Genomic DNA, 25,382 nt, shown 5'->3' with positions numbered 1-25,382 from the left:
GGCTTGGGAAGTCCAGGCGTTGCGCGGCTTGTGCCGTTCAACCCTGCGGCACCGGCGTCGCCCACGGCTCCGCCTGGCCCTTGGCCTTGTTGGACACCGGCGCCTCGCCGATCACGTCGACCAGCGCGCGCAGCGCATCCTGCACGCCTTCGCCGGTCGCGCCTGACAGCAACAGCGGCGTCTTCTTCGCCGCCCGCTTGAGGCGGTCCTTCTGCTTCTTCAGTTCGTCGGGCGCGACCGCGTCGATCTTGTTGAGCGCGACGATCTCGATCTTGTCGGCGAGATGGCCCTCATAGGCTTCGAGCTCGGTGCGCACCGTCTTATAGGCCTTGCCGGCATGCTCGCAGGTCGCATCGACCAGATGCAGCAGCACGCGGCAGCGCTCGACATGGCCGAGGAAGCGGTCGCCGAGCCCGGCGCCTTCATGCGCGCCTTCGATCAGCCCGGGGATGTCGGCGAGCACGAATTCGCGGCCGCCGAAATTCACCACGCCAAGCTGCGGATGCAGCGTGGTGAAGGGATAGTCGGCGATCTTCGGCCGTGCCGCGCTGACCACCGACAAGAAGGTCGATTTGCCGGCGTTGGGCAGGCCGACCAGGCCGGCATCGGCGATCAGCTTCAGCCGCAGCCAGATCCAGCGCTCTTCGCCGGGCGCGCCGGGATTGGCGTTGCGCGGCGCGCGGTTGGTGGAGGATTTGAAATGCGCGTTGCCGAAGCCGCCATTGCCGCCCTTGGCCAGCACGAAGGTTTCGCCGAGTTCGGTGAAGTCGTGCAGCAAGGTCTCGCGGTCCTCGTCGAACACCTGGGTGCCGACCGGCACTTTCAGCACGATCGACTTGCCGTTGGCGCCATGGCGGTCCTTGCCCATGCCATTGGTGCCCTTCTGCGCCTTGAAGTGCTGCTGGTAGCGGTAGTCGATCAGCGTGTTCAGCCCGTCGACGGACTCGATGATGACGTCGCCGCCGCGGCCGCCATTGCCGCCGGACGGACCGCCGAACTCGATGAACTTCTCGCGCCGGAACGCGACGCAGCCGTTGCCGCCGTCGCCAGAGCGAATATAGACCTTGGCTTCATCGAGGAATTTCATGATCCGCTCTAGTTAGGGCAGGGCGGCCTTTGCGGCAACCCGGAAGCGTCCTGACTTCAGCGAAAAGCCTTAATTTTCGGGCCTTTTTGCGGCCCCAGCGGCTAAGTCGGCCGGCGGCGGACCAGGAATTTCTGCATCCCCTCCAGCACCAGCTCGCGGCGCTGGTTGTGCACGGTCGAGCGCAGCGTCACGACGCCGGTGGTCTTGCCCGGTGACAGCTCGGTCACCTCCAGCGCGGGGTAGATGGTATCGCCGGCATAGACCGGTTTCAGGAACTTGCTCGATTGCTCGAGGAAGCCGATCAGCGACTCCTCCACGACATAGGGAAACAATCCGGCGCCGGGTGCGGTGTGCACCAGGGTCTGGAAGCCGTGGGCGAGCAGATCTGGCATGCCGTGCGTGCGGCAATATTCGACGTCGTAATGGATCGGATGGGTGTCTCCGCTGGCGGTCTGGAACGCCGCGAACACCGCCGAGGTCTGGGTCCGGCTCGGAATCACGAAGCGCTCGCCGAGCACGAAATCCTCGAACCAGCGCTGCGCCGGGACCATGCGATGCTGGGTGGGGTCGAAGTCGCTCATGCGGCGTTTCCTGCTCTTTTTGTTGCCGGGATCAGCTACCGGTATCGCAGCGGCGCAGGTGCGGCAATCCGTTCAATTCGTCATGCCCGGGCTTGTCCCGGGCATCCACGTCTTTAAAACCGGACGACTCGAGAACAAGAGCGCAAGTCGATTCATGAGCCTGTTCGCAAAGCTGTCCTCCTACGACGACCGATCGGCGCGGCTCGCCGGCATCGGGTTGATGCTGCTGTCGATCTTCATGTTCTCGTTCGGCGACGCGATGGGCAAATTCATCGTCGCCACCTATTCGGTCGGGCAATTGTTGTGGCTGCGCGCCTGCGCGGCGCTGCTCGTGCTGCTGCCGATCGTGTGGCAACGGCGCGCGGATTTCCTGCATCTGGAACGGCCGTGGCTGCAATTGCTGCGCGTCACGCTGTCGACCGTGGAAGTTGCGGCGTTCTTCCTGGCGACCGTCTATCTGCCGCTTGCCGACGTCATCACCTACTACCTCGCCGGACCGATCTTCGTCACAGCGATGTCGGGCCTGCTCGGCGAGCATATCGGCTGGCGGCGCTGGACCGCGATCCTGGTCGGCTTCTGCGGGGTGCTGATCGCGCTCCGGCCGTCGGCGCAGACCATCAGCTGGCCGGCAATGATCGCGCTCGGCGGCAGCCTGTCGTTCGCGGTGCTGATGCTGATCACGCGCTCGCTGCGCGCGACCCCCGATATCGTGCTTGCGACATCGCAATTCGGCGGCACCTTCATCCTGGGCCTCGTGCTCTCGCCGTTCGGCTGGGTGACGCCGTCAGCCGGCAGCCTCGTGCTGTTCTTCACCGCCGGCATCATTTCGGTCGCCGCGCTGCTCTGCGTCAATCGTTCGCTGAAGCTCGCGCCGGCGAGCGTGGTGGTGCCGTACCAGTATTCGATGATCGTCTGGGCGGTGATCTTCGGCTTCGTGGTGTTCGGCGACGTGCCGTCCTGGGCTACCATCATCGGTGCCGCTGTTATCATCGCGGCCGGCCTCTACATCTTCGTCCGCGAGCAACAGCTTGGACGCATGGATTCCGCGATCAATCCGCCGGCGTGATGTTTTACCCTCCCCTGGAGGGGGAGGGTCGACGCGAATGCAATGAGCGGCGGGGTGGGGTGAAGGTCTCTCCTCATCCAACGGTGCCCGAGTGGAGAGATCACCCCACCCCGTTGCGCCTTCCGCTGCGCTTCATGCGCAACGACCCTCCCCCTCCAGGGGAGGGTGAAGCCAAAAGTCTCAGCTCTCCCGCCGGGTCGAGTTGTTCCAGCGCTTCAGCGACGTCCAGACGCCGCGCGACAGGCGGAAGCAGTCGACCGGGCTCGATGAGCCCAGCGCCTCGAAGCGGTGCAGTTCGACGCCGCCCCACTGGAAGCCGCACTTCTCGAGGATGTTGCGCGACGACGGATTGACGACGCGGGCGCCCGAGATCAGCTGGTCGAGATCGAATTCCTCGAAGAAGTAATCGATCACGGCGCGCGCGGCCTCGGTGCCGAAGCCCTGGCCCCAATAGTCGACGCCGAGCCAGTAGCCGAGTTCGGCCGATGTCTCCTCGCGCCAGTCGATGCCGACCATGCCGATCGGCGTGTGGCTGTTCTCGATCAGGAAAACGGTCTCGCGTCCGCCGGCGCCGAGCGCGCGCACGAAGTCGATGGCGTCGTCGTGGGTATAGGGATGCGGCAGGCGGCGGGTGTTCTCCGCGATGCGGCGGTCATTGGCGAGGCGTGCGATTGCTTTTACGTCCGCGAGCGTCGGCTTGCGCAATGTCAGCCGTTCGGTCTCGAGGACGCAAGCTCTTGCCTCGCGCAAGGTCGGCGTCGGGATGTCCTGCAACATGTCGAGCTCCTGTGATGCGAAAAAATCTGTACGCAACGCTTGGAACGTCACACGCGGTCGAACTGGAACGCGCGCAACAAAAAGGGGAGGCCGGTCATCCCGCCTCCCCTTGGAGCCCTTTGCGACTCCGCCGGTTCAACAGGACCCGGCGGACTCATGTGTGTCCACCGTCTACTCGGCCGCCTCTGCCATCGGAATAACCGATACGAATGTGCGGCCGTTGGCTTTGGCACGGAACTCGACATGACCCTCGACCTTGGCAAAGAGAGTATGATCGGTGCCCATGCCGACATTAAGGCCAGGATGCCAGGTGGTGCCGCGCTGACGCGCGATGATGTTTCCGGGGATCACGCGCTCGCCACCGAACGCCTTGATGCCAAGGCGCTTGCCCTTGGAATCACGTCCGTTGCGCGATGAACCGCCTGCTTTTTTGTGAGCCATAGCTCGTCTCCGACTTCGCTTTGATCTCTAGATCAATTCCTTGACGGAATCATTTCACGTTTTGTCACGCTTCACATCTGAAAGCGCGACGATCACTTCTTCTTAAGCCTTGGCCGCGGCCTTCTTGGCCGGAGCCTTCTTGGCGGCCGGCGCCTTTGCGGGCGCCTTCTTCTTGGCCGCCTTCGGCGCGGCGTCCTCGCCATCGGCGGGCGCTGCGACCTTTTCCTTCTTCGGCCGCGGGCCGACGGTCGGCTTGGCGTTATCGGCGAGGATCTCGGTGATGCGAAGCACCGTGAGCTCGTCGCGATAGCCGCGCTTGCGGCGTGAATTCTTGCGGCGACGCTTCTTGAACGCGATCACCTTGGCGCCGCGCTTGTGCTGCAGCACTTCGGCTGCAACGGACGCGCCTGCCACGGTGGGCGTTCCCAGCACCGGCGTGTCACCGCCGAGCACCAGAACTTCGCCAAGCTGCACGATCGTGCCGACATCGCCGGCGATCTTGCCTATCTCGAGTACATCATTCGGAACGACACGGTACTGCCGGCCGCCGGTTTTGATGACTGCGAACATCGTTTGATTCCTTCGTGTTCGATCCCGGCCTCGGACGGTTCGCCCGGGTCGGCTTTTTGTTCAGTCGCTATGGGTTGCGTGTCTCGTGCGAAGGGAATGAATTCCCAAATGGTCCGCACAAAAACGATCGGCGCGAGAAATCCCCGCGCCGGATGGGGGGACTTATAGCCGCAAACGACCGAGAGTCAAGGTAAAGCAGGGCAAAAACCGGCCAAAAATGAAGGGTTTGGCATGGTTTTGGCCCGAATCGACCCTCAGGCCGCGGTCTGTGCCGCGACCCGTGCGTGGCGGCGGATGGTCTGGGGCGGCTGGCCCAGCACCCGCAAGAACGCCCGCCGCATCCGTTCGCGGTCGGCAAAGCCGGTCTCACCAGCAATTTCGTCCATCGAATGGCGGCCGTCACCGATCAATTCGCGCGCCGCCTCGACGCGGAGATGCTCGATCGCCTTGGCCGGCGACTGGCCGGTCTCTGAACGGAAGGCGCGGCTGAACTGGCGCGGGCTGAGTCGTGCGACGGCGGCCAGCTCCTCGACCGAGAGCTCGTTGCGCAGATGCGCCTTGGCGTAATTGAGCGCGTTCTGGATGCGGTCGGATTTCGGGTCGAGCTCGAGCAGCGCCGAAAACTGCGACTGTCCGCCGGTGCGGCGGTGATAGACGACGAGCTTGCGCGCCACCGAACGGGCGACCTCGACGCCGAGGTCATGCTCGACCATCGCCAGCGCCAGATCGATCGTTGCGGTCATGCCGGCGGAGGTCCAGATCGGTCCGTCGACGATGTAGATGCGGTCCTGCTCGACTTTTAGCTTGGGAAAGCGCGCCTGCAGCTCGGCGGCGTATTGCCAATGCGTGGAGACGCGCCGGCCGTCGAGCAGGCCGGCTTCGGCGAGCGAGAAGGCGCCGACGCAGGGCGCGGCGATGCGCTGTGACGCCGTCAGGGCGCGGCGAACATAGTCGGTCAGCTTCGGTGACGCCGGATGCAGCTCGGTGCCCGCGCCGACGAACAGCGTGTCGAAGCTGCGCTCGCTGAACGCTTCGGTCTCGACATTGAAGCCCGCGGATGACCGCACCGGGCCGCCATTCTCGGACAGCAGAGTGACCGAGTAGAAGTTTTCACCGGCCACCAGATTGGCGATCTCGAAGGCGGTGATGGCGGTGAAGCCCATCACCTGGAAGCCCGGGAAGACGACGAAGCCGATCTCCTGCATGGAGCCCTCCAGCCACGATACGTGTCCTAAAAAGGTGTATATACGACATTTGAGACATGCAAGGGCGCCTGTAGAACCTGAACAGCGGCCAAAACCGGCCGTTCGGGTCAAACAGGAGACCAACATGACCAAGTCAGCCAAAGGAACGGCGCTCGTTACCGGTGCGTCGTCCGGAATCGGTGCCATCTACGCGGACCGGCTCGCACGGCGTGGCTACGATCTGATCCTCGTCGCACGCAACCGCGAGCGCCTCGATGGGCTTGCCAGGCGTCTGTCGGCGGAGACGGGCCGATCGATCGAGATCGTTGCCGCCGACCTCAGCAAGCGCGGCGACGTGTCACGGATCGAATCCATTCTGCGCAGCAATACCGGCATCAGCGTGCTGGTGAACAATGCGGGCGTCGGTGCGACCGCGCCGCTGCTCGCGTCCGATGTCGACAAGATGAGCGACTTGATCGCGCTCAATGTCGACGCGCTGATGCGCCTGACCTATGCGGCGGTGCCGGGCTTCGTCGCGCACGGCAACGGCACCATCGTCAACATCGCCTCGATCGTCGGCGTCGCGCCCGAAATTCTCAACGGCGTCTACGGCGGCAGCAAGGCCTTCGTGCTCGCGCTCACGCAGTCGCTGCAGCATGAGCTCAAGGACAAGAACATTCGGGTCCAGGCCGTGCTGCCGGGGGCCACCGCGACCGAGTTCTGGAACGTGGCCGGCACGCCGGTCGAGCATTTGCCCGGCGAGATCGTGATGAAGGCCGAGGACATGGTCGATGCCGCGCTCGCCGGTCTCGATCAGGGCGAGGTCATCACCGTGCCTGCGCTACCGGATGCCGCCGATTGGCAGGCCTATGAGTCAGCCCGCCAGAAGCTGATGCCGAACCTGTCGCGCAGCACGCCTGCGGCGCGCTACGGGGTGAAGGCCGCCTGACGTCTCTCGCGAAAATTGCGTCCCGCGCAGGCCGAGTGCCCGAGCGCGGGACGCAACCATTTGAGTTCCCGGCCGTTACCGCATGATCCGGAAAAGTGTGAAGCGGTTTTCCGAAAAGATCATGCTCAAGAAATAGTTCTGGGACCCTCAAGCGGGCAGGCACGGGCAAATGGCCGAAGACACTGGATTGACCACGGGCATCGCGCACCACGGTGCCGCGCGGCTGCCGTCTGTCGACATCGACAGCTTCAACATCGAGCTGAAGGACGACGAGGGCTTTCTCGGCGATCGCGCCTCCAAGGGCGCGTTCCGCAAGATCCTCGACCGCTGGCGCAAGCCGCTGCGCAAGTCGGACGAGGATCCGTTCGGCGACGAGCCGTCGGACAAGATCAGCAAGAAGAAGCTCGATGAGCTGCTGGTCGGCGACGACACCGAGGCCTCCGCTGTCGTGCACAGCGCGATCGAGGAGTTTGCCCAGGAGCTCGCCCATGTGACGCGGCGCTTCCTCAACACCAAGGCCTGGGCCAAGACCGAGCGCATCGTGGTCGGCGGCGGCTTCCGCGACTCCAGGCTCGGCGAGCTCGCCATCGCGCGCACCGAGATCATCCTGAAGTCAGAGGATTTCAAGGTCGACATGGTGCCGATCCGCTTTCACCCCGATGATGCCGGCCTGATCGGCACGCTGCATCTCGCGCCATCGTGGATTTTCGAGGCCCATGACGGCGTCCTCGCGGTCGACATCGGCGGCACCAATATCCGCTGCGGCGTGGTCGAGACGCGCTGGAAGAAGGCGCCCGATCTCTCCAAGGCGGCAGTCTGGAAATCGGAGCTGTGGCGCCACGCCGATGACGAGCCGACGCGCGAAGGCGCGGTGAAGCGGCTGGTGAAGATGCTGAAGGAGTTGATCGCCGCCGCCGAGAAGGAGAATCTCAAACTCGCGCCGTTCATCGGCATCGCCTGTCCCGGCGTCATCAATGAGGACGGATCGATCGAAAAGGGGGCGCAGAACCTGCCCGGCAATTGGGAGAGCAGCAAGTTCAACTTGCCGGCGAGTCTGGTCGAGGCGATCCCGCAGATCGGCGATCATGACACCGCGATCGTGATGCATAATGACGGCGTGGTGCAGGGGCTGGCCGAGGTCCCGTTCATGCAGGACGTCGCGCGCTGGGGCGTGCTGACGATCGGAACCGGGCTTGGCAATGCCCGCTACACCAATCGCAAGCGGGATAACGGCAAGGACGAGAAGAAAGACAAGCACGACGAGAACGAAAAGAACGAGAAAAAGGCCAAAAAAGCCAGGAAGGCCGATGCCTGAGCCGCGCGGGCTGCAGCGTTCGTGCGCGCTCCATCCGGGCTACGGTCTGCCTTCGACCTTCCCCCTGAAAGGGGGAAGGTCGGGATGGGGGTCAGCCGCAGGCGATGCTGTTTGCGGAGAGAGCAGATCCCCACCCGCTTTGCTCTGGCGAGCAAAGCGACCTCCCCTTTTCAAGGGGAGGTAAGCATGCGTAGCCCGGATGCAGCCAACGGGTCGCGCGAATGCGCGCCCGATGACAGGCTCCGCGAAATCCGGGGCACCTCCATCCGCAGATCCAGCGGCCGCGGATTACGCACGGTAAGGTTGATCGGTTAGGTTAAGATCGGGTTCGCGTTGCCGTTTCGACGTCGCTCGCTACCGTGGCCCGTGTCGCTCCCGCCGACCGGCGAAGCCGCACTTCCCGGCCAGCAATATTAAGAAGCGGCACGGGACCGCCAGTTTTTGTCGCGTCCTGGCGGTCCCACCACTTCTACCTCCAATTGATCCGCTCGAAGAAGCCGGCGATCTCGGCGGCCGCGCGGTCGGGGTCCTCGCGATGCGGGAAATGCCCGACATCGGGAAACATCTCGAGGTCCAGATTGGAGAAGGTCTCGCCCAATCGGTCGGTCCAGGCATAGGGAAACAGCGGGTCGTGCTCGGCCCAGCGGATGCAGGTCGGAACAGTGATCGGCGGCAGCGCGGGGGCTTCGCCCTGCATCATCTTCACGCGCGCCGCATGTGATGCGCGATAATGCGCAAAGCCGCCGGCGAGATTGCCGGGCTTGAAGAAGTTGTCGGCGAAATCCTCGATCACGTCGTCGAACGCGACCTTGCGGTGCGACCAGTGGTGCAGGAAATGGCCGATATAGGTGCGGCAGCTGTCTCTGTTGGCGCCGACCAGCGCGGGCGCCATCTCCATCTGGTGGAACGACTGGTACCAGATGTGGTTCAGCCGGTCGGGCGCGGCCATCCGCGGTCCGATGCCGGGATAGACGAAATCGAAGAAGAACAGTCCGGCGATGCGCTCGGGCGCCTTGCGGGCGAGGGGCTGCATCACGGCGCCACCGACGTCGTGGCCGACCACGCCGGCCTTGTCGACGCCGAGCGCGTCCAGCAGCGCCAGCATGTCGTCGGTATGCTGATCGGGGCCATAGGCGCCGTGCGGCTTGTCGCTGTCGCCGAAGCCGCGCAGGTCGGGAGCGATCAGGGCGTAGCGGCCGGCGAGCCGCGCCATGACCGGCTTCCAGGTCAGCCAGAATTCCGGCCAGCCGTGCAACAGCAGCAGCGGTCTCCCAGTGCCGGTCCGCGCGACGTGGAACGCCGCACCATTGGTTCGAATCGTCACGTGCTCCATGGCCCGCTCCTGCTGCGGCTGGTTCGCTTGCGCGCCGATCGAACCAGAACCGTTCCGCTAGCGCTTTGTTTCCGCGCGCTTTCTCCCGCTGCCCCGGTGCTTTGACGGGGCGAGGCGGGAGTGACGGAAATATTATTGCAGCGCCTTGTCTGTCCCGCCATCCTCGCCTAGAACACGCCCCGACCGCGGGTGGCGCAAATCACCCGGGCCATCGGAGAGGTGGCAGAGTGGTTGAATGCACCGCACTCGAAATGCGGCATAGGTGCAAGCCTATCGGGGGTTCGAATCCCTCCCTCTCCGCCACCCTGCGCCCTGCCGGGCTTCGGGTGGCAGGCGACCCTTTCAGACCAGCGCGAAGGGAGTCTCCCGAAGCTTCGGAGAAGCGTAGGGCCAATGCCCCCTGACATTCCAACGATCTCGACCGCTCGCCTGACGCTTCGTGCGCAGGTTGTCCATGACTTCCCCGCCTACCAGGCGTTCCTGGCTTCGTCCCGGTCCGCCGGCTCCGGGTATTGGACGCGTTGGAGCTGACTCAATCCGAGAGAACCGCTACCCGGCCTCTGGACGATGATGCAACCTGCCCTTCGCGTCCATCCCTCGGGAGTGCGCCCTCGATGCCGAACGCTGTGGCGAGATCTCTAACTCCAAAAGGAGTCACGACGAGTGCACGGCTATCCCTGACATGCTCGACCCAATCGTGCTCAAGAGCGTGATGAAGAATGGCAGCGCCGAGCGCCCCGGCCAGATGCGGCCGGCGCTCGCTCCAGTCGAGACAGGGGCGACAGAACACCCGGCGCTTGGAGGCGAGGCGAAGATCGACGCCTAACTCATCGAAGAATGACCGACCGGCATCGGTGAGTTGTCCGCCATCCTCGTCGAGCAGAATGAACGACTGTTGGACCAACCGGTCGGCGATCGCGACAGCGATGCGGCCGGCCATGTGGTCATAGCACGTCCGCGCGTGTCGGAGCGTCTCTCCGCCGCGCCAGAGATTGCGCTGCCGGGCGGGGCCGTCCTGCGCCACCACCATGAGACTTTCCAGCACGCGTGCGACGTGGGGAGAGGCCAAGCGAAAATATCGTCGTCGGCCCTGCTTTGCGAGCACAAGCAATCCGGCGTCGCTGAGTTTCGCAAGATGGCCACTCGCTGTCTGCGGCGCCACGCCAGACACATAGGCGAGCTCCGAGGCGGTCAGCGTTCGGCCATCCATCAGCGCACTGAGCATGTTGGCGCGCGCCGGATCGCCGATGAGTGCCGCGACTTGGGCGATTTTGGGTCCCGTATCCATGCGTTTCTCCTACGCCGATGAGGACGCAGTGCCAAGCACGAATACTTCGGCCAAGACCGTAGTGTTTCTGCAAGACCGATTCAGTCGCGGGACATAGGTTGTCTGGACACCACTAAGCCCAAGCGAAAGGCATCGCCGCGACGGGACGAAAGATCGTCTCGCGGCTCCAAGCATTCGATTGGCATCGAATGATAATCGCAAAACGGGCTGGTCTGAGCCATCAAAATCTCACAGACAACCGAGTGTGATCAATGCAAACGACTTCGCTCAACACAAGGCAGCCGGAACAAGCCGGCTCTGACAGCGCGTTATCCCGTTCGCCTCTTGCCGCGGCGCTGGCGCTTGCCGCCACGAGCCTCGGCCTCGGCGTCGTGCAGTTGGATATCACCATCGTTAATACCGCGCTGAGCAGCATCAGCACCTCGCTCGGCGGCAGCGTGGCCGAGCTGCAATGGGTGGTGACCGCCTATACCATCGCATTCGCTGCCTTCATTTTGACCGCTGGTGCGCTCGGTGATCGCGTTGGCGCCAAACGGATATTTATAGGGGGCTTCGCGATCTTCACGTTGGCTTCGCTCGCCTGCGCATTGGCTCCGTCGGCGATGTTCCTGATCGTTGCTCGCTCCGTGCAGGGCCTGGCGGCGGCAATCCTGGTGCCGAACTCGCTGACGCTACTCAATCACGCCTATACCGATCCGAAGGCGCGCGGCCGCGCGGTCGGCTTCTGGGCCGCAGGTGCGAGCGTCGCACTGACTGCAGGGCCGCTAGTTGGCGGCGCGCTGATCGCGCTGGTCAGCTGGCGTGCGATCTTTCTTGTCAACTTGCCGATTGGCGCCGCCGGCCTCTGGCTCGCCTGGCGTTACGCCGAGGAGACGCCGCGGCTCGCGCAGCGCGAGATTGATCTGCCGGGACAGATCGCGGCGATTGCAACCCTCGGCACGCTGGCCGGCGCCCTGATCGAGGGCGGCGCGCTGGGGTGGAGCCATCCGCTCGTCATCATGGGCTTCGCGGGCGCGGCCGTAATCGGACTCCTGTTCGTATGGCGCGAGGCGCGCGCGCCGCAACCGATGCTGCCGCTGTCGCTGTTCCGCCATCACATGTTTGCGCTGACCGCTCTGGTCGGGCTTCTCTTCAACATCGCCTTCTACGGCCTGATCTTCGTACTCAGTCTCTACTTCCAGAACGTCAATGGCTGGTCACCGTTCGCAACGGGCCTCGCCTTCGTGCCCATGATGGCCATGGTGCTGCCTGCCAACCTGATCGCCGCGTCGGTCAGCGAGCGCCTCGGCGCGCCGCAAATCATTGCGCTGGCTTGTATGATTGCCGCCGCGGGCTGCGTTGCGCTGCTGCCTATGGCCTCAGGCACCAGCTACGGGGCGATCGGCGCTCAGCTGCTCATCCTCGGCGGCGGGCTCGGCCTGCTCGTGCCGTCCTTGACCTCGACGCTGCTCGGCAGTGTCGAGAAGTCGCGATCCGGCATCGCCGCCGGTGTATTGAACGCGACGCGGCAGACCGGCAGCGTGCTTGGCGTTGCCTTGTTCGGCTCGCTGGTCGCAGGGAACAACGCGTTCATGGCAGGCGTGCATGCCTCGCTCGTGATATCGGCCGCTGTGTTGCTCGCAGGTGCGGTCGCGATCTGGCAGGGCCGAGCAAAGGAGGGACGATGACAGGGGGCAGGTCGGGCTCATGTGGTGCCCCCGGTGGAGCGGTCTAGATCTGCTCACGCTGAGTTCTTCTCAGTTTGGCGCGAAGCGCTCGATCCGTCAGCGCCGCGAGGCGACCCCCGCGATCTGGTCTATCGCTATCGGCCGCGCTGAGCGGGGACGCGCGAGGCGCGCTCAATTCCGCCGTCCCGTCACATCAGGCACGTTGTGCAGCTTGTCGGGATTGCGGGTCACATAGACAGCGACGACCCGTTTATTCTCGACATGCAACGCTGTCGTTTGAACGAGGTCGTCCTCGATGGTGATGAAGCCCGGCAATCCGTTGATGGTGGCGTAGCGGATCAATCGTGAGGGATGCATGGCGAACAGGCGGGCGAGCCCCGCGAAACGCTCCATCGCGGCATCACGCCCGACCAGAGGCTCTGTCGGCGCCGGGACCCGGCCACCGCCATCGGCATAGACCACGACATCTTCGGCGAGCATCGCGCGGAGCGCAGCAAGGTCGCCCGTCCGTGTGGCCGTGAAGAAGGCATTTGCGAGCCGCAGGCCTTCTTCATTGCCGACGACGAACCGAGGCCTGGCATCGTGGATATGCGCGCGGGCGCGGCTGGCAAGCTTGCGGCAGGTCGCAGCCTCGCGCCCGATCGTCTCGGATACGGCATCGAACCCCAATCCGAACACGTCATGCAGCAGAAAGGCCGCCCGCTCCAAAGGCGACAGGCGTTCCAGGGCAATCATCAACGGCAGGATCAGATCGTCCGCCGCTTCCTCTGCTTCGGGGTCGAAGAATGGTTCGGGGAGCCACGGTCCGACATAGGCGGCACGCCGGCGCCGTGCGGATTTCAATTCGTTGAGGGATAATCGGGTGACGATGGTGTGCAAGACTGCCTTGGGATCGCGCATCTGATCGCGATCGGCAGCGAGCCAGCGTACCCAGGCGCTGTGCACGACATCCTCTGCGTCGGCGACCGAGCCCAGCATCCGATAGGCCAGCCGGATCAGGCGTGGCCGCAACTCGGCGAAGATCTCGGCAGCTGACGGTTCAGCTGCATCTGTCATGACGCCACCGGAACGGGCACCGAGGCCGCGTCACGGCCGCGTACAAACTGAAGTGCCGTCTTTGCCACCCGCTGTCCCAGGTGGCGGGCGGTTGCGAGATCGGAATCGGGCGGGGCGGTGTCCGCGCCCTCGTCGGTGTTCGACTGTGCGCCGGCTCCGAGCCAGAACCCCAGCCTGTTCGGATCGGCTTCCGATCCCGATGCGGAGTTGTTCCCCGGGGGCAGATCGAGATTGACCCAATGCATCCCATGCTGCGCGGCGAACAATGCAAGCTGGATCAATGTGGACAGCTTGCCGCCGGCGTGTGCCCCCGAATTGGTGAAGCCTGCCGCGAGCTTGTCTTTCCAGCGATAGCCTTTGGACATCACCGTGCGTGACGTTGCTTCCTGAAAGCCTTTGAAGGCCGCGGAGGCGGCGCCCATGTAGGTGGGCGTGCCGAAGATCAGCGCTTCCGCATCCATCAGCCGATCCCAGTTCTGTTCCACGTGCTCGACAGGCACCAGAAGCGCCTCTGCGCCATCGATATCCTGGACGCCGGACCTGACGGCCTCCGCTTGCCGCTGGGTATGCCCGTAGGCGCTATGATAGACGATTGCGATCAGGGTACGATCGCCGCCGGTTCCGAGTGTGTGTGTGGTGTCCTCTGCTGCTACCATTGCAGAAGCCAAGACAAGGCAGCGCGTCGAAACGTGACATGCCCTGCGAACTTTCGTCCGGAGGATGTTGCTCCAATTGACCGCCACTCAGGCCGGAGCGGTGGCCGCCGGCTCCTTTGCATGGGGTTGTTTTCGATATTTTGGTGGGAGCCGGCCTTTGGGCCCGCCTCGGTAACCTTAATTTTTCCTTTCGATTGTCGATCAAGTTTTATCGATTATCCTCGTGACAGTTGAGCGGTGTGACGAACCGCACGATGAGCGGCAACAGCCGAGTGGCTGGACGACCGCTCTGAAATCGAAAGGTGGGCAGAGCGCAGTGCCAGCCACCTTTCGGGCTGTCCGGCGGCGGCCGGCGGGGCAAATCAATTTTGAAGTGCTTTTGATTGCCAGGTTGCGGCGCATATCGCTCCGCATGAAGCCTTTCAATTGGGATGTTCCAAGATGACGCTCGCGCATGTCTTGATCGCGGCCGGTGGCGGCTTTTTGTTGCTCGCTGGCTTCGTCGCATTTGCCCTTTGGAGAAACGCGCTCCATTCGACGGCGCGGATTTAGCAACAGACCAGATTCAACTCCGACGGCCTCGCGCTTGGGGACAAGCGAGGCTGGCGGGATGGCCGCACCGCCGCGCGGCCTGACAGCCGAGCACCGCGCCTTACGACCTACCCCAAGGCGACGCGTGCTCGGCTGTTCACTTTCCTGATCAATCTTCGCCGTTCGAACATTGATTGCGTAAAGGCAATTGCTCCGCGCTCCGCGTCACCTCCACGACGCGAGATCCAGTCTGCGGGTGATCGCGATGGCCTCGAGGAAGGCCTCGTCGTGGCTGACGACCAGCAGCGCGCCGTCATAGGCGCGCAGACCGGCCTCGACCGCTTCCATGGAATCGATGTCGAGATGATTGGTCGGCTCGTCGAGGATCAGGAGTGGCGGCGGCCTCACGCCGCCCAGCACGCAGGCAAGACCGGCGCGAAGCAACTGGCCGCCGGAGAGGCTCGCAACGGGCTGCAGCGCGGCATCGGCGCGGAACATGAATCGCGCCAGCGCCGCGCGACAGGCGTTCTCGCCGGCATCCGGATTGATGCGCCGGAAATTCTCCAGGATGGAGGCCGACGCATCGAGCAGGCTGACTGCCTGATCGAACATGGCGAACCGGGTCATCACCTCGACGGTGCCGCGCGCCGTGGTCAGATCGCCGCTGATGAGCTTGAGCAGCGTCGTCTTGCCGGCGCCGTTGGGGCCGGTGATCGCGACGCGCTCCGGACCCGACATGGAGAAGGTGACGTCACGCAGGATCGGCGCTTGCGCGCCGTAGCCGACGTCGGCCGCGTCGATCCTCAGCACCATCCTGCTCGCCAGCAGATGGGTCGAGGGCAGCTGCACCGAGAACGGTTGCAGCACCTCGATGCGTTGCCGCGCCGCGCTGGCAAGTTCGAGCGCTTGCGTCCGCCGTCGTTCGGCGAGACGGGCGTTCTCGCCGCCGGTGTCTTCGCTGCGGTCCTTGCGCAGCCCGGCGGCGATCCGCGGCAGATCGCCCTTGGCGCGCTTCCTTGCACCTGCGCCGTCCTTGCGCGCCTTCCGTTCGTTGGCTTCTCTGGCGTTACGGTCGATCTCGGCGACGCGCTTCTCGGCATCCGCCAGATCGTGTCGTGCCGCCGACAGCTCGATGGCCTTGCGCGCGCGGTACTGGCTCCAATTGCCGCCGTACCGCCTGGCTTCCAGCGAGGTCAGTTCGACGATCGCGTCCATCGTCTCCAGCAATTCGCGGTCGTGGCTGACGATGACGGCGCCATGTCGCCAATCGGCGAGCAGGTCGATCACCGCCTTGCGTCCCGCACGGTCGAGATTGTTGGTCGGCTCATCCAGCAGCAGAAAGTCGGGCTGCGCGAAGGTCAGCGCCGCGAGCCGCGCCCGGGTGGCCTGTCCGCCGGACAGCGTTGCCAGCGGCGCGTCGAGTGCATCGCTCAGTCCGACGCGCTCGAGCGCTGCCACGATGCGCGTATCCAGCGTCCAGTCGATATCCGCAAGCTCTTCAGTGCTCGCAACGCCCTGTTCGGCGCGGCGCAACGCGGCCAGCGCGTGCGGCGCGCCGAACAGGTCGACGACGCATTCATCCGGCTGCACCTGCACCATCTGATGCAGCATCGCGACGCGTCCCTGAACCGCGACCGTGCCAGCTTGCGGCGCGTGCGCGCCTGCGATCAGGTCGAGCAGCGTCGTCTTGCCGACGCCGTTCCTGCCGACAAGGCCGGTGCGTTCGGGTCCGAAGTTCAGATCGATGTTGGAAAGGAGAACCCGGCCGTCAGGCGCGGACAGGGTCAGATGAGAGAGCGCGATCGATGCAGGCATGAATATCCCCGAGGGCAAGGCTGATGGGCGTTGCTGTCAGGGTGAAATCCATGGCCGTCGGCATCCTCAGGAATTGATGATTGACGTGATGTAGTCGTCTATTGAGCCGGGATCAAGGCGCGAAGCCAGCCGTCACGCCGCTTCGGCGAAGGTCCAGCGGTCGGGATCGGGCGTGTGGCCGATCAAAGCGAGACCGTAGGCGATCGATTCGAATTGATCCGCCGAAGTCAGCCGCGCCGCGCCAAAACGTTCGGCGAACAGGCGCTGCACCGCCGGCACGAACGAGGTGCCGCCGGTCAAAAACACCTTCTCCACGTCGCGCGCGGTGATGCCGGACTTCGCCAGCGCCTCGTCGACGGTCGCGCCCAGCCGTTCGATGTCGTCGGCGATCCAGAATTCGAAATCGTCGCGCGTCACGGTGGCGTCGATATCGATGCCTTCGCGGGCGAAGCGGAACTCGACGCGGTCGCGGCTCGACAGCGCGACCTTGGTGTCCGACACGGCGCGATAAAGCGCGAAGCCGAGATCGTGGTCGACGATGGTGATGAAATCGTGCAGCGGCGCCGGATCGAGCGCAGTGCGCGCGAGCTGCTGCAACTCGCGCAGATCGCCATTGCCCCGCATCATCGCGAGCTGATGCCAGCGGGCAAGGCTCGAATAATAGTGATTGGGGATCGGCAGCACCTTGTCGAACGAGCGGTAGCTCGTGCCCTTGCCGAGCCGCGGCGACACGATGTGGTCGACGATGCGGTAATCGAAGGTGTCGCCGGCGATGCCGATGCCGGCGTGGCCTAGCGGTTCGGCGCGCAGTACGCCGCCCTTGCGCGAGAACCGCATCACGGAAAAGTCGCTGGTGCCGCCGCCGAAATCGGCGACCAGCACCGTGGCATCGTGGTCCAGTGTGCGCGCGAAGGAGAACGCCGCGCCGACCGGCTCGTAGACATAGCGCGCATGGCCGGCGCCGAGCCGCTCGAACGCGGCCCGGTAGCGCTGCATCGCCAGCTCGTCATTGGGATTGCCGCCCGCAAACTTCACCGGCCGGCCGACCATGATGGTCGGCGCGCCGAGATCGAATCCTTCGCCGGCATGGCGCGTCAGCGTGCGCAGGAACGCCGCGAGCAGGTCCTCGAACTTGTAGCGTTGCCGGAAGATCTGGGTGGTGTTGAAGGCCGAGCTTGCCGCGAACGTCTTGAACGACTGGATGAAGCGATGGATCGTGCGTCCCTCGAGGAACTGCTCGATCGCCCACGGGCCACCCTCGGCGCGCGGATGCAGGCCCGCGCCCGGCCGCTCCTCCCAGAAGCACAGCGCGGACACATAGACGCTATGCGTGCGGCCGCCGTGGTCGAAGCGAACAGCCTCGACGCGGCCATCGCCGTCGGACAGCGCGACCACGGTGTTGCTGGTGCCAAAATCGACGCCAATCGAGACGGCGGGCGGGGCGCTCGACATGTCATGCTCGGATTGTCTGTGAAAGGGGGGGGACCATTAGCGGCTTTGGCCGGATTTGCCAACCCGTCTGGAGCTATCCAGTTGGGCCAGTTCCACCTCCCCTTGAAAAGGGGAGGTCGCTTTGCTCGCTAGAGCAAAGCGGGTGGGGATCCGCGCCCTCCGCAGAGAGCATTGCCTGCGGCTGACCCCCATCCCGACCTTCCCCCTTTCAGGGGGAAGGAAGATGGCGGCCTCGATGACGCGGCTCAGTCCTTCAATGCGTAAGCGATGACGTAGTCGCCGCGCTTGGTGCCGAACGAGCCGTGGCCGCCGGCCGCAGTGACGACGTACTGCTTGCCACCAGTCTCGTAGCTCATCGGCGTCGATTGGGCGCCGGCCGGCAGGCGATCCTCCCAGAGCACCTTGCCGTTGCGCACGTCGTAGGCCCGGATCGTGTACTCATAGGTCCCGGTGTAGAACGCAACGCCGCCGGCGGTGGTGATCGGCCCGCCCAGCATCGGCACGCCCATCTTGAATGGAAGCGGCAGCGGCGTGGTGTCCCGGATCGTGCCGTTGGGATGCTGCCAGACGATCTTCATCGTCTTCAGGTCGATCGCGGCCATCGAGCCCCATGGCGGCCGGTAGCACGGCACGGAGAGCGGCGAGAGGAAGCTCGAGATGCCGACGCCGAACGGCGTGCCGTACATCGGCTGCACCCCGACCTCGCTGCCGACCGGTTTCTCGGCCGTCGGCGCCGGAGGATTGAGCGGACCGCGCGGAATGAGCCTGGAGGCGAACGGCAACGACATCGGATTGGCGATGGCGATCTGCCTGACAGGATCGACCGCGATGCCGCCCCATTCGAACATGCCGAGATTGCCCGGGAAGACCAGCGTGCCCTGCAACGAGGGCGGCGTGAAGGTGCCTTCGTAGCGCAAGCGGTGGAACATGATCCGGCACAGCAACTGGTCGAAGATCGTGCCGCCCCACATGTCGGCGCCGGTCAGCTTCGCCTCCGGGCGGAAGGTCAGTTCGGAAAACGGCTGGGTCGCTGCAGAGCGGTCGCCGGGCGCCGGCCCTTGCGGCACCGCGCGTTCCGGCGCCGGCACGATCAACTCGCCGGTCCTGCGGTCGAGCACGAAGATGTTGCCCACCTTGGTCGGCTGGATCAGCGCGGGAACGACGCCCTTGCTCGTCGTCACATCGACCAGGCTCGGTTGCGAGGGAACGTCCATGTCCCAGAGATCATGATGCACGGTCTGGTACGACCAGGCGCGCTTGCCGGTGTCGACGTCAAGCGCGACGATGGCGCTGGAATAGCGCTCGACCAGCGCATCGCGATTGCCGCCCCAGATGTCAGGTCCGTTGTTGCCGGTCGGGATGTAGACCAGATTCAATTTCGGATCGAACGAGGCGGTGATCCAGGAATTCGGTGACCCGTTGGTGTAATGACGCGTCGGCGACGGCAATGCGTTCTCGTCCGCCGCGCCGGAATCCCAGGCCCAGACCAGCCTGCCGGTATAGACATCGAAGCCGCGGATCACGCCCGACGGCACCTCGACCGCATAATTGTCGATCACCGCGGCGGCCACGACCAGGATCTTGTCGCTGACGACCGGCGGCGACGTCGGCTCGAAGAAGCCGGCGGTCTTGATCCCCATGCCTTGCTGCAGGTCGAGGATGCCGTGATCGGCGAAGCCATCGCAGAGCTTGCCGCTGTCGGCATCGAGCGCGATCATGCGGCCGTCATTGACGGGCAGGAAGATCCGCCGTGGGCATTCGGCCGGCGCCGAATTGCCGCCAGAGTCGACGGCGCCCTGCGCGGTTTCGTGATAGGAGACGCCGCGGCAAGTCATGTGCTGGAACGTCTTGTTGTGCACGAGCTTGGGGTCGTAGCGCCAGCGCTCCGTGCCGGTCTTGGCGTCGAGCGCAAACAGCACCTGGTGCTGCGAGCAGAGATAGAGCGTATCGCGCACCTTGATCGGGGTGACCTCGAAGGTGGTCTCCCCGGAATCCTCTGGTGTCTTCACGTCGCCGGTGCGGAAGGTCCAGGCGACCTTGAGGTTGCCGACATTGTCAGGCGTGATCTGCTTCAGCGGCGAATAGCGCTGTCCGAACTGCGTGCGTCCATAGGCGCGCCAGTCGCCGTCCGGCTGCGGGTCGGCTTCGCTTTGCGGCACGGCAGAGCCGGACTCGGCAATCGTGCCGTTGATGTCGTGATAGCTGGACAGCAGCCCGGCGATGAGCACCGTCGCAGCAGCGACGACGCCGATCCAGAGTGGCGCCGTCGCGCGCATGTAAGGCACCGGCCCGTTTCGTGTCAGGGCACGAACGATCACCGGCGTAAGCAGCCAAAGCGCCATGGGGAAGATGATGTCGCCACGCGCCGCGAGCGGCCACCAGTCGAACCGCACCTCATAGACGGCCCACGCCAGCGTGCCGAGCAGCACGATCGCAAACAGCCAGAGCGCCTGATGGCGCCGCGCCAGCAACAGCGCAGCCGTGGCGAGAATGCCGACGCCGAGGACAATGTAGAAGGGCGATCCACCCAGTGCGGCGAGCCAAATGCCCCCGCCCGCGAGGACCAGGCCGATCAGGGCGTAGACGATAGCCGTGATGAAGACTGCCCTGGATCGCTGCATGGTCGCTCCGGTGCGGGGCGGGATCGGGCTTGTCCCGCACAAGCGCGACAGACCGCGTCCGCCATCGCGGACTGTCGTTCAGCTAACCGCAACTTGCAACCTGGAACTGCGATGTTGATGCGCCACAAGCGCGGAAGGTTGCTATGCGAAACCCGCCGAAGCAAATCATTCAAAATGCGCGCAGCTTCAACGGGGAGCCGCGGAGCTGCGGGGCTGACGCAAAGGTGAGAGGTCTTCAGCGAATTTTGAATCGATGCGCTCTTCCAGTTCTGTGCAGGCGCTGCTCTATACCGTTCCGCGGATCGCACCGCGGATGGTTGGCGCGCAGGAGAAGCAACAATGACACTGAACCCCACTGCCGAGAATTATCGTGTCGCGGTCGCCGCCTATGAGGCGAGCCGACCGAGCTACCCTGCGGAGATCGTCGCCGCGCTGCCGCTTGCGGCCGCGCGCTGTGTCGTCGACCTCGGTGCCGGAACCGGCAAATTCACCCGCCTGCTGCTGCGGCATTTGCCCGCGGCTGCGCGCCTGGTCGCGGTCGAGCCCGTCGCCGAGATGTCGGCCAGGCTGGCCAGGGAAGCCGGGGTGGAGGTCATCAACACGCGCGCCGACGCGATCGGACTCGAAACCGGTAGCGTCGACCTCGTCACCTGCGCCCAGGCGTTTCACTGGTTCGACAACGAGCCGTCGGTGGCCGAGATCGCGCGACTGCTGCATTCCGGCGGGACGCTTGCGCTGGTCTGGAACAACAGGGATGACCGCACGCCGTGGGTCGACGCGTTGTCCGTCATGATCGAGGGCTATGCGGGTGACACGCCCCGGCAACGGACCGGACGCTGGCGCTGGATCCTGAAGGACCCGCGCTTCGTGCTTGAGAGGGAAATTGTGCAGGACCATCCGCACCGGATGAAGCGACGGGACGTCTTCCAGCGCATCGCATCGACGAGCTATGTCGCCAATTTGCCCGATGCGGAGAAGGCGATCCTGCGCGACAAAACCGACAATATCCTGCGCGAAGCCGGACTCGGCGACGCCGACGAAGTGGTGTTTCCGTATGTCACGCAGCTCTTCCTGTTGAAGCGGGCCTAAAGCGCGATGAGATTGGGTCGAATCGTCATCGCGCTTTAGCTTTTTGTTTGATCATGATCTTTTCGGAAAACCGCTTCGCACTTTTCCGGATCATGCTCTGGACCGCGCTATTGCGCGGCGCGTCCTTGCTCGACCGCCTGCTTCAGCCGCGGCAGCGTCATGCGCCAGTAGAAGGCAACATGTTTGGCGCCTGAGTCGGGTCCGATTTCCCAGCCGTTTCCGCGGCGGATCGGTGAAGGCGGGACCTGCTGGGTGACGGTCAGCACTGTTTCGCCGCCGTCAGGCACGAGCGTCATCGTGATCGTCGCATAGGATTGCGGAACATCCGGCAGGCCGGAGACTTGCGACCAATAGGAGTATTCGAGCCGCATCGGCGGCTCGACCTGGAGGACGCGGCCCTTGTCGCGATAGCGCTTTGCGCCGATCTCCGCCTCGATGTCGATCGGCGCGCCGATCCGCCAATCGGTCCTGAAATGCGCGTTGCGCCATCTCTCGCCCGCTTTGGGGTCCATGATCGCGTCCCACACATGCGTTGGCTCCGCGGCGATGCGGATCGTCTCGGTGACGGACTGGAAGGCCGGGGGCTCGTGCGTCATTGAACGCTCACTTGTCGCCTACGACCTTCCATCTTCCATCGGCGCCGCGCCGCAGCGATGGATCGCCGATGCGGATGTGTTGCGCGAGAAAATCGATGAAAGCGCGGACCCGCGCCGGCAGCGGGCCGGCATGGCCGACATAGACCGCGTGGATGTCCTCGCGGTCGCCGGGATTGAGATTTTGCAGCACCGGCACCAGACGGCCGGCCTCGATATCGGGGCCGATGTGAAATAGCGCCAGCCGTGCCACGCCGATGCCGCCGAGCGTGAGCTGGCGCGCGGTCTCGCCGTCGCTGGCGCGGGCGACCGGCGGCGGCAGTGCTTCCTCGATCCGTTCGGCGCGGCGGAACGGCCAGCCGCGGATGCTGCGCGGAAAGGTCCAGCCGATGCCGCGATGGGTGGCGAGCTCGGCCGGCGTCTTCGGCGCGCCGAAGCGGGCGATGTAGGACGGCGCGGCGACCACCGCCATGCGGCTGGTGCCGAGCTTGCGCGCGATCAGCCGCGAGGCCCCAAGCGGGCCGGCGCGGATCGCGACGTCGGCGCGCGCCTGCATCAGATCGACCAGCGTGTCGGTCAGCACGATGTCGAGCGTGATGTCGGGATGTTCGCGCATGAAGCGCGGCAGCAGCGGCATCACATGCAGCATGCCGAACGGGATGTTGCTGTTCACGGTGAGATGACCGCGCGGCACGCATGAGGCGGCCTCGCGTTCGGCTTCGTCGATATCGGCGAGGATGCGCTGGGCACGCTGGTAGAAGGCCTGGCCTTCCTCGGTGAGCTGCAGCTTGCGCGTGGTGCGGTTGACCAGCCGCGTGCCGAGCCGGGTCTCGAGCCGCGAGACCAGCTTGCTGACGCCGGACGGTGTCTGGCGCAGGCTGTTCGCGGCGGCGGTGAAGCCGCCGAGATCGACGACGCGGACGAATACGTCCATCTCGCCGGAGCGGTTGGTATCTGTGCGGGCCATTTTGAATTCAAGTCACAAATGATTGGATTGCGGCCATTCTAATCCTTCCCCGCCCGGACCGCTATCTCGCATTGCGGAATCCTCTTGTCCGGAGCGACACATGCCTGCTGCAGTTCTTGCCTTGACCGCCGGTGCCTTTGGTATCGGCACCACCGAATTCCTCATCATGGGACTGCTGCTGCAGGTCGCCGCCGACATGCAGGTATCCGTATCCGCGGCAGGCCTGCTGATCTCCGGCTATGCGCTCGGCGTATTCGTCGGCGCGCCGATCCTGACGCTGGCAACACGGCGGATGCCGCGCAAGGCGGTTTTGCTGGCGCTGATGGCGATCTTCACGCTCGGCAACGCAGCGTGTGCGCTGGCGCCGAGCTACGGGCTCTTGATGGCGGCACGCATTCTCACCTCGCTGGCGCACGGCACCTTCTTCGGCGTTGGCTCGGTGGTGGCGACAAGCCTCGTCCCGGAAGACAAGCGCGCGTCGGCAATCGCCACGATGTTCATCGGGCTCACGGTCGCGACCCTGCTCGGTGTTCCCTTCGGCGCCTGGTTCGGGCTGATGCTCGGCTGGCGCGCGGCGTTCTGGGCGGTGGCGGCGATCGGCGTGATCGCGTTCATCGTGCTGGCGGTGCTGGTCCCCGGCCATGTCGGCGCCAACGACAAGCCTGCGCCGCTGCGCGAGGAACTCGCCGTGCTCGGCCGCCCGCAGGTGTTGCTCGGGCTTGCCATGACGGTGTTCGGCTTCGGCGGGCTGTTCGCGGTCTTCACCTATGTGCAGCCGATCCTGACGCGGCTCACCGGGTTCTCCGACGCCGCGGTGTCGCCGATCCTGCTGGTGTTCGGCGCCGGCCTTGCGATCGGCAATGTCGCGGGCGGACGGCTCGCCGACAAGGGACTTGCGCGGGCGCTGCTGGTATCGCTCGGTGGCCTCGCCGCCGTGCTCGTCGCGCTGACGGCGGTCGTCTCGATCAAGGCATTGGCGGTCGTGCTGCTGTTCATTCTCGGCATCGCCGCGTTCGCGACCGTCGCGCCGCTGCAGCTCCGCGTGCTCGAAGCCGCCGGCGTCGAAGGGCGGACGCTGGCCTCCAGCCTGAACATCGCGGCGTTCAATCTCGGCAACGCGCTCGGTGCCTGGGCCGGCGGCGTCACCATCGATCGCGGCCTCGGCCTCGGCGCGCTGCCGCTGGTAGCCGCCGTCATCACTGCAATCGGCCTGTTGTTTGCGCTGTGGAGCCTGCGCCTCGACCGGCCGATCGCGCTCGCCGCGCAGTGCCCGGCGGAATGAATCGGATCAAGGGAGTATGACCATGGAGTATCGCAATCTCGGCGCGTCCGGCCTGAAAGTCCCGGTGCTCAGCTTCGGCACCGGCACGTTCGGCGGCCAGGGGCCGTTGTTTTCGGCCTGGGGCCGCAGCGACGCCAGCGAGGCGCGACGGTTGATCGACATCTGCCTCGAGGCCGGCGTCAATTTGTTCGACACCGCCGATGTCTATTCAAACGGCGCGTCGGAGGAGATCCTCGGCGCCGCGATCAAGGGCCGCCGCGACAAGGTGTTGATCTCGACCAAGACCGGCCTGCCGATGGGCGACGGTTCGCTCGATGCCGGCACGTCGCGATATCGCTTGGTCGCCGCGGTCGACGCCGCGCTGCGCCGGCTCAACACCGACTATATCGACCTGCTGCAGCTTCATGCTTTCGATGCCTTCACGCCGGTCGATGAGGTGCTGTCGACGCTCGACGTGCTGGTGCGCGCCGGCAAGCTGCGCTATGTCGGCGCCTCGAATTTCTCCGGCTGGCATCTGATGAAATCGCTCGGTGTCGCCGAGCGGCACGGCTGGCCGCGCTATGTGGCGCACCAGGTCTATTATTCGCTGGTCGGCCGCGACTATGAATCCGAGCTGATGCCGCTTGCACTCGACCAGGGCGTCGGCGCGCTGGTCTGGAGCCCGCTCGGCTGGGGCCGTCTCACCGGCAAGATCAGGCGCGGGCGGCCATTGCCGACCAACAGCCGCCTGCACGAGACCGCGCAGTTCGGGCCGCCGGTCGACGACGAGAAGCTTTACGCGATCGTCGACGCGCTGGACGTGGTAGCCACGGAGACCGGCCGCAGCGTGCCGCAGATCGCGATTGCCTGGCTGTTGGCGCGGCCGAGCGTGTCGTCGGTCATCATCGGCGCGCGTGACGAGGCGCAGTTGCGCGACAATCTCGGCGCGGTCGGATGGTCGCTCTCGCCGGACCAGATCGCGCGTCTCGACCGTGCGAGCGCGGTGATGCCGGCCTATCCGTATTATCCCTACCGAATCCAAGAAGGCTTCGCACGCCTTAATCCGCCGCCGGTGTGAGTCCG

General features: G+C 65.0%; 22 protein-coding genes and 1 tRNA gene. 8 read left to right on the top strand and 15 right to left on the bottom strand.

Going from position 1 to position 25,382, the window contains the following annotated elements:
- Nucleotides 1–37: 37 nt before the first annotated feature.
- Both obgE and J6525_RS14870 read right to left on the bottom strand, forming a co-directional pair.
- Nucleotides 38–1,087 carry a GTPase ObgE gene (gene obgE / locus J6525_RS14875; RefSeq protein ID WP_225645254.1) on the bottom strand — a complete coding sequence of 350 codons (1,050 nt, stop codon included), beginning with the start codon at nt 1,085–1,087 and terminating at the stop codon, nt 38–40.
- Between the two features lie 101 nt (nt 1,088–1,188).
- A complete protein-coding gene (locus J6525_RS14870) occupies nt 1,189–1,668 on the bottom strand; it encodes a MaoC family dehydratase (RefSeq protein ID WP_225645253.1) in 480 nt (159 codons plus the stop codon).
- A 154-nt stretch (nt 1,669–1,822) separates the two neighbouring features.
- On the opposite strand from J6525_RS14870, the gene J6525_RS14865 reads away from it, so the two are divergent.
- Nucleotides 1,823–2,734: a DMT family transporter gene (locus J6525_RS14865; protein ID WP_225645252.1), complete on the top strand. Its 912-nt coding sequence runs from the start codon at nt 1,823–1,825 to the stop codon at nt 2,732–2,734.
- 180 nt (nt 2,735–2,914) lie between these two features.
- On the opposite strand, the gene J6525_RS14860 is transcribed toward J6525_RS14865, so the two are convergent.
- The 4 genes from J6525_RS14860 to J6525_RS14845 form a co-directional block, all read right to left on the bottom strand.
- The gene (locus tag J6525_RS14860) at nt 2,915–3,511 is read right to left on the bottom strand and encodes a GNAT family N-acetyltransferase (RefSeq protein WP_225645251.1); all 597 of its coding nucleotides are present in this window, start codon (nt 3,509–3,511) and stop codon (nt 2,915–2,917) included.
- Nucleotides 3,512–3,682: 171 nt separating this feature from the next.
- Nucleotides 3,683–3,952 (bottom strand): 50S ribosomal protein L27, encoded by a 270-nt coding sequence (gene rpmA / locus J6525_RS14855; protein ID WP_016847848.1) that lies wholly within the window; start codon nt 3,950–3,952, stop codon nt 3,683–3,685.
- 102 nt (nt 3,953–4,054) lie between these two features.
- Nucleotides 4,055–4,522 (bottom strand): 50S ribosomal protein L21, encoded by a 468-nt coding sequence (gene rplU / locus J6525_RS14850; RefSeq protein WP_016847849.1) that lies wholly within the window; start codon nt 4,520–4,522, stop codon nt 4,055–4,057.
- A 254-nt stretch (nt 4,523–4,776) separates the two neighbouring features.
- Entirely contained in the window at nt 4,777–5,727 is a 951-nt protein-coding gene (locus J6525_RS14845) for a GlxA family transcriptional regulator (protein WP_225645250.1), read from the bottom strand.
- A 124-nt stretch (nt 5,728–5,851) separates the two neighbouring features.
- On the opposite strand from J6525_RS14845, the gene J6525_RS14840 reads away from it, so the two are divergent.
- Both J6525_RS14840 and J6525_RS14835 read left to right on the top strand, forming a co-directional pair.
- Nucleotides 5,852–6,655 carry an SDR family NAD(P)-dependent oxidoreductase gene (locus tag J6525_RS14840; RefSeq protein ID WP_225645249.1) on the top strand — a complete coding sequence of 268 codons (804 nt, stop codon included), beginning with the start codon at nt 5,852–5,854 and terminating at the stop codon, nt 6,653–6,655.
- Nucleotides 6,656–6,824: 169 nt separating this feature from the next.
- Complete coding sequence (locus J6525_RS14835) at nt 6,825–7,970, top strand: ROK family protein (RefSeq protein WP_225645248.1); 1,146 nt, start codon at nt 6,825–6,827, stop codon at nt 7,968–7,970.
- Nucleotides 7,971–8,439: 469 nt separating this feature from the next.
- Here J6525_RS14835 and J6525_RS14830 read toward each other — a convergent pair whose 3' ends face one another.
- A complete protein-coding gene (locus tag J6525_RS14830; protein ID WP_225645247.1) occupies nt 8,440–9,303 on the bottom strand; it encodes an alpha/beta fold hydrolase in 864 nt (287 codons plus the stop codon).
- Nucleotides 9,304–9,516: 213 nt separating this feature from the next.
- Here J6525_RS14830 and J6525_RS14825 point away from each other — a divergent pair.
- Nucleotides 9,517–9,606: transfer RNA gene (locus tag J6525_RS14825), tRNA-Ser, on the top strand.
- A 229-nt stretch (nt 9,607–9,835) separates the two neighbouring features.
- Here the strand turns inward: J6525_RS14825 and J6525_RS14820 are convergent.
- Nucleotides 9,836–10,591, bottom strand: a complete 756-nt coding sequence (locus tag J6525_RS14820) for an ArsR/SmtB family transcription factor (protein ID WP_225645246.1) — start codon at nt 10,589–10,591, stop codon at nt 9,836–9,838.
- A 251-nt stretch (nt 10,592–10,842) separates the two neighbouring features.
- On the opposite strand from J6525_RS14820, the gene J6525_RS14815 reads away from it, so the two are divergent.
- Entirely contained in the window at nt 10,843–12,258 is a 1,416-nt protein-coding gene (locus tag J6525_RS14815) for an MFS transporter (RefSeq protein ID WP_225645245.1), read from the top strand.
- 171 nt (nt 12,259–12,429) lie between these two features.
- Here the strand turns inward: J6525_RS14815 and J6525_RS14810 are convergent, their stop codons facing one another.
- The 5 genes from J6525_RS14810 to J6525_RS14790 all read right to left on the bottom strand — a co-directional run bounded on the left by J6525_RS14810 (nt 12,430) and on the right by J6525_RS14790 (nt 20,389).
- Entirely contained in the window at nt 12,430–13,314 is an 885-nt protein-coding gene (locus J6525_RS14810; protein ID WP_225645244.1) for a sigma-70 family RNA polymerase sigma factor, read from the bottom strand.
- Complete coding sequence (locus J6525_RS14805) at nt 13,311–13,970, bottom strand: flavodoxin family protein (protein WP_225645243.1); 660 nt, start codon at nt 13,968–13,970, stop codon at nt 13,311–13,313. Before J6525_RS14805 ends, J6525_RS14810 begins: the two co-directional genes overlap by 4 nt.
- Nucleotides 13,971–14,726: 756 nt before the next feature.
- Nucleotides 14,727–16,316, bottom strand: coding sequence for an ABC-F family ATP-binding cassette domain-containing protein (locus J6525_RS14800; protein ID WP_225645242.1), 1,590 nt, complete (start codon nt 16,314–16,316; stop codon nt 14,727–14,729).
- A 132-nt stretch (nt 16,317–16,448) separates the two neighbouring features.
- Entirely contained in the window at nt 16,449–17,768 is a 1,320-nt protein-coding gene (locus J6525_RS14795; protein ID WP_225645241.1) for an Hsp70 family protein, read from the bottom strand.
- A 245-nt stretch (nt 17,769–18,013) separates the two neighbouring features.
- Nucleotides 18,014–20,389: a glucose/quinate/shikimate family membrane-bound PQQ-dependent dehydrogenase gene (locus J6525_RS14790; RefSeq protein ID WP_225645240.1), complete on the bottom strand. Its 2,376-nt coding sequence runs from the start codon at nt 20,387–20,389 to the stop codon at nt 18,014–18,016.
- A 339-nt stretch (nt 20,390–20,728) separates the two neighbouring features.
- Here J6525_RS14790 and J6525_RS14785 point away from each other — a divergent pair, with 339 nt between their 5' ends.
- The gene (locus J6525_RS14785; protein ID WP_225645239.1) at nt 20,729–21,478 is read left to right on the top strand and encodes a class I SAM-dependent methyltransferase; all 750 of its coding nucleotides are present in this window, start codon (nt 20,729–20,731) and stop codon (nt 21,476–21,478) included.
- Between the two features lie 107 nt (nt 21,479–21,585).
- On the opposite strand, the gene J6525_RS14780 is transcribed toward J6525_RS14785, so the two are convergent.
- A complete protein-coding gene (locus J6525_RS14780; protein ID WP_225645238.1) occupies nt 21,586–22,074 on the bottom strand; it encodes an SRPBCC family protein in 489 nt (162 codons plus the stop codon).
- Between the two features lie 7 nt (nt 22,075–22,081).
- Nucleotides 22,082–23,038: a LysR family transcriptional regulator gene (locus J6525_RS14775; RefSeq protein WP_225645237.1), complete on the bottom strand. Its 957-nt coding sequence runs from the start codon at nt 23,036–23,038 to the stop codon at nt 22,082–22,084.
- A 100-nt stretch (nt 23,039–23,138) separates the two neighbouring features.
- Between J6525_RS14775 and J6525_RS14770 the strand changes: the two genes are divergently transcribed.
- Both J6525_RS14770 and J6525_RS14765 read left to right on the top strand, forming a co-directional pair.
- Entirely contained in the window at nt 23,139–24,320 is a 1,182-nt protein-coding gene (locus J6525_RS14770; protein ID WP_225645236.1) for an MFS transporter, read from the top strand.
- A gap of 22 nt (nt 24,321–24,342) precedes the next feature.
- Nucleotides 24,343–25,377, top strand: coding sequence for an aldo/keto reductase (locus J6525_RS14765; RefSeq protein ID WP_225645235.1), 1,035 nt, complete (start codon nt 24,343–24,345; stop codon nt 25,375–25,377).
- Nucleotides 25,378–25,382 lie beyond the last annotated feature (5 nt).

It is taken from the genome of Bradyrhizobium australafricanum (assembly GCF_020329495.1).
GTDB classification, from domain to species: Bacteria; Pseudomonadota; Alphaproteobacteria; order Rhizobiales; family Xanthobacteraceae; genus Bradyrhizobium; species Bradyrhizobium australafricanum.
This window is presented reverse-complemented; position numbering and strand designations above follow the sequence as displayed.

Coding starts and splice junctions, on each gene's coding strand:
- obgE (WP_225645254.1), bottom strand. CDS start 1,087: ATGAAATTCCTCGATGAAGCCAAGGTCTATATTCGCTCTGGCGACGGC.
- J6525_RS14870 (WP_225645253.1), bottom strand. CDS start 1,668: ATGAGCGACTTCGACCCCACCCAGCATCGCATGGTCCCGGCGCAGCGC.
- J6525_RS14865 (WP_225645252.1), top strand. CDS start 1,823: ATGAGCCTGTTCGCAAAGCTGTCCTCCTACGACGACCGATCGGCGCGG.
- J6525_RS14860 (WP_225645251.1), bottom strand. CDS start 3,511: ATGTTGCAGGACATCCCGACGCCGACCTTGCGCGAGGCAAGAGCTTGC.
- rpmA (WP_016847848.1), bottom strand. CDS start 3,952: ATGGCTCACAAAAAAGCAGGCGGTTCATCGCGCAACGGACGTGATTCC.
- rplU (WP_016847849.1), bottom strand. CDS start 4,522: ATGTTCGCAGTCATCAAAACCGGCGGCCGGCAGTACCGTGTCGTTCCG.
- J6525_RS14845 (WP_225645250.1), bottom strand. CDS start 5,727: ATGCAGGAGATCGGCTTCGTCGTCTTCCCGGGCTTCCAGGTGATGGGC.
- J6525_RS14840 (WP_225645249.1), top strand. CDS start 5,852: ATGACCAAGTCAGCCAAAGGAACGGCGCTCGTTACCGGTGCGTCGTCC.
- J6525_RS14835 (WP_225645248.1), top strand. CDS start 6,825: ATGGCCGAAGACACTGGATTGACCACGGGCATCGCGCACCACGGTGCC.
- J6525_RS14830 (WP_225645247.1), bottom strand. CDS start 9,303: ATGGAGCACGTGACGATTCGAACCAATGGTGCGGCGTTCCACGTCGCG.
- J6525_RS14820 (WP_225645246.1), bottom strand. CDS start 10,591: ATGGATACGGGACCCAAAATCGCCCAAGTCGCGGCACTCATCGGCGAT.
- J6525_RS14815 (WP_225645245.1), top strand. CDS start 10,843: ATGCAAACGACTTCGCTCAACACAAGGCAGCCGGAACAAGCCGGCTCT.
- J6525_RS14810 (WP_225645244.1), bottom strand. CDS start 13,314: ATGACAGATGCAGCTGAACCGTCAGCTGCCGAGATCTTCGCCGAGTTG.
- J6525_RS14805 (WP_225645243.1), bottom strand. CDS start 13,970: ATGGTAGCAGCAGAGGACACCACACACACACTCGGAACCGGCGGCGAT.
- J6525_RS14800 (WP_225645242.1), bottom strand. CDS start 16,316: ATGCCTGCATCGATCGCGCTCTCTCATCTGACCCTGTCCGCGCCTGAC.
- J6525_RS14795 (WP_225645241.1), bottom strand. CDS start 17,768: ATGTCGAGCGCCCCGCCCGCCGTCTCGATTGGCGTCGATTTTGGCACC.
- J6525_RS14790 (WP_225645240.1), bottom strand. CDS start 20,389: ATGCAGCGATCCAGGGCAGTCTTCATCACGGCTATCGTCTACGCCCTG.
- J6525_RS14785 (WP_225645239.1), top strand. CDS start 20,729: ATGACACTGAACCCCACTGCCGAGAATTATCGTGTCGCGGTCGCCGCC.
- J6525_RS14780 (WP_225645238.1), bottom strand. CDS start 22,074: ATGACGCACGAGCCCCCGGCCTTCCAGTCCGTCACCGAGACGATCCGC.
- J6525_RS14775 (WP_225645237.1), bottom strand. CDS start 23,038: ATGGCCCGCACAGATACCAACCGCTCCGGCGAGATGGACGTATTCGTC.
- J6525_RS14770 (WP_225645236.1), top strand. CDS start 23,139: ATGCCTGCTGCAGTTCTTGCCTTGACCGCCGGTGCCTTTGGTATCGGC.
- J6525_RS14765 (WP_225645235.1), top strand. CDS start 24,343: ATGGAGTATCGCAATCTCGGCGCGTCCGGCCTGAAAGTCCCGGTGCTC.